Annotated in this window: 12 protein-coding genes; 1 reads left to right on the top strand and 11 read right to left on the bottom strand. The window is 47.9% G+C overall.

Translation table 11 applies throughout. From position 1 onward, the window contains the following. A partial coding sequence (locus tag E0L20_RS23945) for a hypothetical protein (RefSeq protein WP_207389467.1) occupies positions 1-216 on the top strand: 216 nt, incomplete at its 5' end. 170 nt (positions 217-386) lie between these two features. Here the strand turns inward: E0L20_RS23945 and E0L20_RS23600 are convergent. The 11 genes from E0L20_RS23600 to E0L20_RS23655 all read right to left on the bottom strand — a co-directional run bounded on the left by E0L20_RS23600 (position 387) and on the right by E0L20_RS23655 (position 7,173). Then, entirely contained in the window at positions 387-905 is a 519-nt protein-coding gene (locus E0L20_RS23600) for a hypothetical protein (RefSeq protein WP_131636005.1), read from the bottom strand. Further along, complete coding sequence (locus tag E0L20_RS23605; protein WP_131636013.1) at positions 902-1,438, bottom strand: lysozyme; 537 nt, start codon at positions 1,436-1,438, stop codon at positions 902-904. Before E0L20_RS23605 ends, E0L20_RS23600 begins: the two co-directional genes overlap by 4 nt. After that, the gene (locus tag E0L20_RS23610; protein WP_014832171.1) at positions 1,438-1,740 is read right to left on the bottom strand and encodes a hypothetical protein; all 303 of its coding nucleotides are present in this window, start codon (positions 1,738-1,740) and stop codon (positions 1,438-1,440) included. The genes E0L20_RS23605 and E0L20_RS23610 overlap by 1 nt, the downstream gene beginning before the upstream one ends. A 670-nt stretch (positions 1,741-2,410) precedes the next feature. Beyond that, positions 2,411-2,602, bottom strand: a complete 192-nt coding sequence (locus E0L20_RS23615; protein ID WP_131636006.1) for a hypothetical protein — start codon at positions 2,600-2,602, stop codon at positions 2,411-2,413. A 525-nt stretch (positions 2,603-3,127) separates the two neighbouring features. Then, positions 3,128-3,961, bottom strand: coding sequence for an antitermination protein (locus E0L20_RS23620; RefSeq protein ID WP_131636007.1), 834 nt, complete (start codon positions 3,959-3,961; stop codon positions 3,128-3,130). After that, positions 3,958-4,320, bottom strand: a complete 363-nt coding sequence (gene rusA, locus E0L20_RS23625; RefSeq protein ID WP_131636008.1) for a crossover junction endodeoxyribonuclease RusA — start codon at positions 4,318-4,320, stop codon at positions 3,958-3,960. The genes E0L20_RS23620 and rusA overlap by 4 nt, the downstream gene beginning before the upstream one ends. Before the next feature lie 2 nt (positions 4,321-4,322). Then, on the bottom strand, positions 4,323-4,523 hold the full coding sequence (locus E0L20_RS23630; protein WP_063132112.1) for a hypothetical protein: 201 nt from the start codon (positions 4,521-4,523) through the stop codon (positions 4,323-4,325). Positions 4,524-4,528: 5 nt separating this feature from the next. Continuing rightward, positions 4,529-5,131, bottom strand: coding sequence for a DUF1367 family protein (locus tag E0L20_RS23635; protein ID WP_131636009.1), 603 nt, complete (start codon positions 5,129-5,131; stop codon positions 4,529-4,531). A 388-nt stretch (positions 5,132-5,519) separates the two neighbouring features. After that, positions 5,520-5,744 (bottom strand): DinI family protein, encoded by a 225-nt coding sequence (locus E0L20_RS23645; RefSeq protein ID WP_131636010.1) that lies wholly within the window; start codon positions 5,742-5,744, stop codon positions 5,520-5,522. A 366-nt stretch (positions 5,745-6,110) separates the two neighbouring features. After that, positions 6,111-6,560: a VOC family protein gene (locus tag E0L20_RS23650; RefSeq protein ID WP_131636011.1), complete on the bottom strand. Its 450-nt coding sequence runs from the start codon at positions 6,558-6,560 to the stop codon at positions 6,111-6,113. A gap of 394 nt (positions 6,561-6,954) precedes the next feature. After that, positions 6,955-7,173, bottom strand: coding sequence for a hypothetical protein (locus E0L20_RS23655; RefSeq protein ID WP_131636012.1), 219 nt, complete (start codon positions 7,171-7,173; stop codon positions 6,955-6,957). Positions 7,174-7,422 lie beyond the last annotated feature (249 nt).

Genomic DNA, 7,422 nt, shown 5'->3' on the forward strand with positions numbered 1-7,422 from the left:
AAATCATCAGTTCGAAAACTCAATAAAACGCGTCAAATGTTTGGTTATTTTTTATGGGGATATACCAATAGTCATCTACTATTCGAGAAAATAATTTTCACCAACAGACTGAGGCTATTCCTATTACAACCGCTTGCGCTTGTTGATCACTTGGTTGCGGCCAGGCTATTCATGACTCTGATGAGGAGAATGCCAACTCCAGGGAAACATCCATAAGAAGAGCATGTGAAACTGAGACTCCCCTAGCCCTCTTTGTGGGGGCTTTTTTTGGGATTGATGCGGTTCGCTTGTTAAATATTGAGTCTTTTCTAAAATTTAAAGGTGCTTTGCTATGTCAGGTAAAGCCGTCGTTCAGAAATACCCGTGTGCTCAAGGACGAGCCATCCCTAGTTTTTCCTTTCCAGCTCTATCTGTCTTATACCAGCCAGATTATTGTTCCCCTTCTCAATCACGGCCAGCAGAGGCTTAATCCAGAGCACTGCCTGGCAGTATGTTATTGAGCTGGAGGCAGCGGTACCATCATCGGCTGCGTCAGATCCGTGGGTATCGGCGTGCATTGCGCTGGAACGTAAACGGTACGCGTATTCGAGCAGCCCACCAGCAATGTCAGCAGGAACAGGAAGATCACAGGTTTTTTCACGGCGGAGAATCTCCCGGTATTCGATTACGGTTTCTTCGGTTCTGGTGTCGATAAGGGAGTTAAGCCTATTGGCATGCTCCGAAACCTGATTGAATCGATTGAAGTTGAAGGCTTGGGTAGCGATCACCTGCCCCTGCAAAGAGTTGTCACTCCGCAGAACGTCGTTATCGCTCTGAAGGCTACTGGTGTCTGAGCAGCTCTTAACGAGAGCGACTGACAGACCAGCAATAACCACAACCACGATTGGTAAAAGATTAAATTTCACTGGTCGATCCCCCAGCACGCCAGCGCGCTTTCCTGGTCTCGCCGTTCTACCTGACCGTAGCAGCCGTTCTTCTGGCCTTTAGTCAGGCGGCAGTCGCGGCCACCGTCTCTAATCCACCAGCGAATTGCCTCGCATGCCCCATGGCGGTCACCGGCATTGATGCGCTTATAGAACGTGGACGGGAAGCACTTACCCGGCCCGATGTTGTACGGACAGAAAGATGCGATCCCAGCTTTCTGCGGTTCGGTAAGCGGTACCGAAATATTGCGGTCAACCCATGCCAAAGCCTTATTGCGTTCGATAGCATTCACCTGATTGCATTTGGCCTGTGTCAATTTCATGCCCTGCACAACCGGTTTACCATCAACCATCGTTGCGCCGCGGCAAATAGTCCAGATACCACCGCCATCTTTGTAGGCCGTGAGACTGTTACCCTCTTTCTCATTCAGAAATTGATCGAGAATGACTGATGCAGGCGCTCCAGCAAGTATCAGCCCCAGAACTGCAGTACTCAACTTTGCTCTGGATCCCATCACTCACCTTCCTTTTGTAATGCCTCAACGACCACGCTTGCAGCAGCAGGACGCTCGTGAAGGGGTTTATCACCAACGCCTTTCAGGTAGTCATTGACCATTTTTGTTCGCTTCTCATCCTCTCTACGCCTGCGGTTTGCATCTACCCGCCCGTTAATATAGGAGGCAAGCGAGATAAGCAGACCAGCAGCGCCAAAGAACATGAACACCAGATCCTGAGTGGTAAATCCAATGGCTGACGCCAGAGCTGCTACCCACGCGAAGAACTGCGTGAAGATGTTCCCTGAATCATTCATTTTCATGGTCTCTCACCTCGCTAAGTGCGGGTGCTGTTGCTAGAAATAAAAAAGGCTGCCAAACGGTAGCCTTATGAGGGTTGTAACCTGCTGGAGCTTCCTTTTTCTGAAGAATGCAAAAAATTAAATAATCCTTAAGAAGAACTTTTTACAGCTTTAAAACAATTAACTATTCGCATAGTTTTCAGATGTTATCATTTGCGATAAGTTAAAAACTTATCCTCATAGGGATATAAGAGATACAAGCGGGTAGCACTGAAATTATTATTGCGGAGAGGAGTGATATCGTTCTCCGCGCTTTTTTGTCTCATACGAGCTTGTTATGTTTCGAGGACCGTTTTGCTAAAACACATACTGAGGTTTAGCACCCCTTCATAGCCATGAGGCCCCTAACAAAACACAAAGGAAAAATAAAAAAAAGCCTGCTCGGACAAGCAGGCATAAATAGCTAAGTTGGCAATAACTGAGGGAGTGGTGCCGGGTGCCTCCCGGTGGAAATGATCACAGAATACATTTCCACGCGCTGGTTGGACACTCTGGAGAAATGTCCTGCTGAACCGCCCCTCCGCTTAGGGGGATCCACCACAAAAACGCTTTCAGAAACATCCATTCTGCAGGATGCTTAAGAAGCATATGTGCAGTATGAAGAATCTGCCACGTAATCAGATGAATATATTCATTTAAATGGTACAGGCAGAGGGCCTTCAATCACCTCAGCTTCTCCGCTGTCGCAGATGTCGTCACCCTGTGTCAGATGCCAAACACCAGTAATCATCTGACCCGTTTCAAGATCATCAGTAACCTCATTGGTGTAGTAAGCAACCTGCACTCTGCCGTTGTGCTGAATCCAGTAGAAACCTTCTGTCATTGCCATCTCCTCACTGTTATTAGTTCAGTTTATAGTAGCGGCGAGAAGTATGGCGTTAGAAATACTTCAAAATGGATTAAGTCAAACATCCCGCCTGATAACGAGGAGCGTTAAGCTACATTTTATCTGTTGGGCCCAATTATGCCCACTAAGGCATCCCCGAAGGCGTTTTTGAAACCAGTAAGAAGCTCTCCTGGTGCGATTTGTATAAACAATCCAAAAACAATAATGGCGACCAGATAGAATACAAATCCTCGTTTTTGCATGACACTAACCTCAATGGTAGTTAAGAGGTAGTCATTGTCTCATTTTGAATCTAGAGACTTATTCGTATAGCTATGCTTTTTTACGTCTATTCAGGTTGATTTTTGAGAGTGACGAGAACATTTGGGTAAGGCCATGCATAGCTTATAAAAAAGCCCCGCGGTGTTAACCGCAGGGCTTTAAACGAAGACAATAACCCATCGTTAGAGGAAAACTACCACAGATTCGGGAAAAGTAAATAGCTCACGATAAAATAACGCCCTATTTTGTTATCTGTTTCAGCTGCGCATCAGCCCACGCCTCTTCGATATCAAACTTTGTGATGAGCTGGTCGTAGAATGGCTTAACAGACTTCTTCCAAGTATCGAGGCTGATTGCATCCGTTATCTGGCACACCGCAGCGTAAGCCTCAGTGGAAGGAATTCGTTCATACCCCCGCCCGCTGCAGCGCTTACAGTCAGCCAGAACCGACACACCCTGCTGTTCAGTAAGAACCTGACTAACAGCTTTCCCGCGTCCATGGCAATCTCTACAGGCACAACTAACGACCTTCTTGCCCTTACACTGAGGGCAGAGAACGCGTGCAACCTCCCTGACCTGCCTGTGCACCTCATAATCGGAAGGACGAAAATCTTCAACGCCTATGTGCAAAGACATCTTCACGAACTTCTTCTCTCTTGCCGGAGTGTGAGACTTCATGATGAAGACCTCAGCGTCAATGAACCCATTCCCATTGCAGTCATCGCACTGCTTCACGCTTGCGGCGCTGCGGGAATAGTCCTCGAACGCGAAGCTGGCCAACCGATGCATCACCAGTGGCTTAACCCCGGCATCCAGTTTGCGCAGCGCAGCAACCCTATCGCACTTGGTCAGCGCGTACTGGGCCAGTAACTCAATCGCCCTCTCCCGGTCGTTGTTGCTGATACCCATCTTCCCGAGAAAAGCGCTATAACCCAAGGCTGCCCGTTCCTGGGTCATGCCCATGGCAGCCATGATATCCGTTCCGGTTAATGAGTCTGACGCAGTAGCACGCGGAGAGTCGCTAATCATTGTCGATTTGGCGAAGTGATATTTGAGGGTATTTTCAAGATTCATGCGGTCTCCAGCTCGGTAATGGTGAGTTCTAATTTCCCGCCCTTAACGACAGGCATTTTCACAACGCGATAATCCACAACCTGGCAGTCATCCAGCCAGAATCCCGCCTTGGTTAAAGCATCGAATGCAGCTTTCTGCAGGTTATCCAGATCGCGGCGTCGGCGGTCGGGCATGTGACATTCAATTCGGATTTTGAGTGGTGCAGCTGTCCGAATATTAAGCCGGGCGCTTCGAATGACGCTGGCGACTACATAGCGGTACGCGACGCCTTCAGCGCTAATGTGCGTGCGCCCGCGGTTGTGCCTGTAATACCGGTTGTTGCTCGGCGGCCAGGGTAAAGTTATTTGATATGTCTTCACGTTCACCCCCACATCCGGTTTCGCCAGCGGCTGTCCGGGCGCGCTGGTGTGTTAGATGTCGGAAGGAATGCACTGACAGTCCAGGTCACGTAATCCTGGTTTAGGCTGCGTTCAACTCGCACGCCGCGCGCTTTGTAACGCTTAACCAGTTCGTCGGCCTGTTCGGTGCTGCAGTCGGTATGATGGAACCAAGAATATTTCATACCCGTCACCCCACGAAGCCAAGCAGCTGCGCGGCGACATTTTCGGCCTCATCGCGACTGCGGAATGAACGCGACAGGACCCAGCGCCAGAGGACATCGAGCGCAGCTTTATAGAGCTGCTGGAATTCGAGCTCGTCCATGTTGGCAAACGAGATGCTTCGAGGATGTTTTTTGAGTGTGCCGTCTGGCAGCTGAATGGCATCAAAGTGCCCTGCTTCGACGATCACCCAGGAGCGGTAAGCATCGAAGGATTTGCACAGGCTAATGCCATTCGTGACGCGCCGGTATGCAACCTGCTCAAGATACTGCTCGGCAGCATCGATAAGCGCGCCTTCATTCCCGCCATACGAAGCCAGGAACTTGGCGTAGCCGGTGATCAGCTTCCGCTCGTTACTCGAGATAGCCCCGCCGGTTGGTTCCCAGTATTCAAAACCGAGATTGAGAAGCGCGAAAAAGCGCCGGTGGAATGCCGGGTTTCGTAGCCGCCTGAACTCGGCAACAAGAACATCGCCGAGCCGGGTTTTTGATTGCAGGATATCGCTGGTCTCGGGCGTAGCCGGGATCAGTATTCCTGAATGGTGTTTGATAAGTTGTAATTCTAGCGCCATGGTTCTCTCCGTGGCGCATCAGGTATAGGTTGTTCAGGCCTATGAAAGAATAATATCAGACGGTGGTGTAACTCGGTACCCCAGTCGTTTTGCAAATTGCATAAATCCGTTGAGAGTGAATATTTCTTCCTCTTCGAGTAACGGTCGTAATGAAATTATTCCATTTACTCGATAAACCAGATATCTCCCTTCCGCCGGGAAGCTATAGATAACTGCTTTATCGGCCCTTCTGACCACGTCGTACCATTGATCATCTGCATTAAAGGCATCTGCACTACACACTATTTCCCCCAGAGCGACTTATTGACGCGGTAAATAGTAACCGGGAACAGCCAGGGGAACGCAAACAGCGATACACGTTGAAACTGCTCCAGTGAAATTTATGCGATTAATAAAACCACTCGTCGGCGCTTTCCCAGGTCTCCTGCAGGATTTGCTCAACCTCATTCTTGTCGCCCCCGAAAACACTCAGACCATCATTGCTGGCACGCTTGATCGTTAGCTGACAATTATCAAACTGCTTGCTGAGCCTTTTGAGCAGTTCTGACTCGAGTTCAGGTATAGCTCCATCAGGAAGTTTCTTCATGCGATCAATGGCTAACTCGATTTTCATTTTTCCCTCCGCAATGAACAACTGTATGCATATACAGTATATTTATAAACGTATCTTACGGATTTTGCAACGATTAAAGAGTGTTAGAAGGATGGAGCGCTTCCAGGCTTGCAGGTATCTGTTTTAAGAGCGATTTGGGACAGATCTCAGATTTGGTGGTCTACACAATAGTTATGTTGAATATATTTCAGCGGAGTTTTGTGCAGTTTTGCTACTAAATTGTGGTTTAGAAATGAGATTTATAAAATGAAAATTCGCAAAGGCTATTATGGAGCTTGCTGTTACTAAGCAACAAATTAGTCAGCAAGCTCTAAAACGACATGAAACATTACCAGTGCGTAATGTAATCCAACCGATTATCGAAATTTACTGAGATGCAGGCACTTTATCATCCTGACGGAAAGCCTCGATCCCGACTTTCTGACCATAAGAAAGTTCAAGTGTGTTACCATCAGGATCAGCGAAGAAGACATAATAACCTACCGGTTCGCCTGCCTGAACCGGTTCTTTTCGCAAGATGCCTTCCATTCTGGCCATCGCTACCTTATTGTCGATTTCTTCAATGCTTGAACATGCAACTCCCAAGTGACCAAAATTACCTAGAGGGGTGTCAGTCACAGCATCAACCTGGACAAGGACAAGCGCAAAAGGGCGAGTTCGGTCGCTTAACCACGCGACTTTACGTGCCTCCGGAAGGTCAGGCTCTCGCCTGTGTACGACTTCCATGCCACCATAACGGCTGTAGAAATCAATGCTTTTTTCCAAATCTCTAACAACAAACGCAACGTGCGTAAAACCGACATCAATCTCTTTCATTAGGCTAATCCTTTGACTATCTCCAGAATCGCCATCTTAAAAGCTCAAGTTAACTTGAGGTCAAGAGCCTTTCAATCTATGCTTTTGCTGGATTTCTTGCACGTATTGTTCAATGCCGTTCAGGGTTGCGGCGTATGCTAACTCCAGCAAAATGAAGATTTAGCCTGCTACGCAAAGAAAAAAGAACTCAGTTGAGATGCGGTAAACGGAGCAGGCTTAAATAGTTGGTCTCATTTTCGCTCACAAAGAACCAGTTCATCTCTATCCCCTCCCACCAGCTTTGATCCAATTATATTTGGCTTTAAAAGCTCACCTAGTATCGACCGGTCAGCGATACTTGCGCAGCAAACGCGCCGCGCAAATACAGTGTTTGCTTACCTTTTATCAAAATTGCTCACGCCTGAATCCCCTTTCCTCTTGCTAGGTTAATTCTATCAATACACTCTCTTAACAATTTGACTTGCTCAGGGGTGAGTTCAGATTCATCAATTGTGGCCAGAAGCGCGTTGAGGGAGCGCTCAATATCGTTTTTAGTCAACCGTAAACAGATAACCTTAACCCAACGTGGCGAGAACTTGCTGAGGCCGATTGCTCTTGTGATGCGTAGTTTCATGAGATGCCTCTTAACCGCCAGTGGTGGCGATTTGTATCTCGGTTATAACACACGTGGAAGAGACTTATGCGATTATGTCGCCATAGAAATTTCTAAGGGTCGTTTAGCATGGGCAATCAGGCTTTCAGGAAACATCGAAGTAGGTCCTTCAGCATGTCACACAAGCGCCTCGTCATTACCCGAAGCGGCTTATCACTTGAAGGTAGCTTTTACGTTCATACACAGGCTGAGACGTCAGCTTTGTGCCAG

Origin of the sequence: Enterobacter wuhouensis (genome assembly GCF_004331265.1) — a bacterium.
GTDB lineage: Bacteria > Pseudomonadota > Gammaproteobacteria > Enterobacterales > Enterobacteriaceae > Enterobacter > Enterobacter wuhouensis.

Excerpts from the sequence above, each read along its gene's own strand:
- E0L20_RS23655 (WP_131636012.1), bottom strand. The coding sequence starts at position 7,173 with ATGAAACTACGCATCACAAGAGCAATCGGCCTCAGCAAGTTCTCGCCA.
- E0L20_RS23605 (WP_131636013.1), bottom strand. The coding sequence starts at position 1,438 with ATGGGATCCAGAGCAAAGTTGAGTACTGCAGTTCTGGGGCTGATACTT.
- E0L20_RS23645 (WP_131636010.1), bottom strand. The coding sequence starts at position 5,744 with ATGAAAATCGAGTTAGCCATTGATCGCATGAAGAAACTTCCTGATGGA.
- E0L20_RS23635 (WP_131636009.1), bottom strand. The coding sequence starts at position 5,131 with ATGGCGCTAGAATTACAACTTATCAAACACCATTCAGGAATACTGATC.
- E0L20_RS23650 (WP_131636011.1), bottom strand. The coding sequence starts at position 6,560 with ATGAAAGAGATTGATGTCGGTTTTACGCACGTTGCGTTTGTTGTTAGA.
- E0L20_RS23610 (WP_014832171.1), bottom strand. The coding sequence starts at position 1,740 with ATGAAAATGAATGATTCAGGGAACATCTTCACGCAGTTCTTCGCGTGG.
- E0L20_RS23630 (WP_063132112.1), bottom strand. The coding sequence starts at position 4,523 with ATGAAATATTCTTGGTTCCATCATACCGACTGCAGCACCGAACAGGCC.
- E0L20_RS23615 (WP_131636006.1), bottom strand. The coding sequence starts at position 2,602 with ATGACAGAAGGTTTCTACTGGATTCAGCACAACGGCAGAGTGCAGGTT.
- E0L20_RS23620 (WP_131636007.1), bottom strand. The coding sequence starts at position 3,961 with ATGAATCTTGAAAATACCCTCAAATATCACTTCGCCAAATCGACAATG.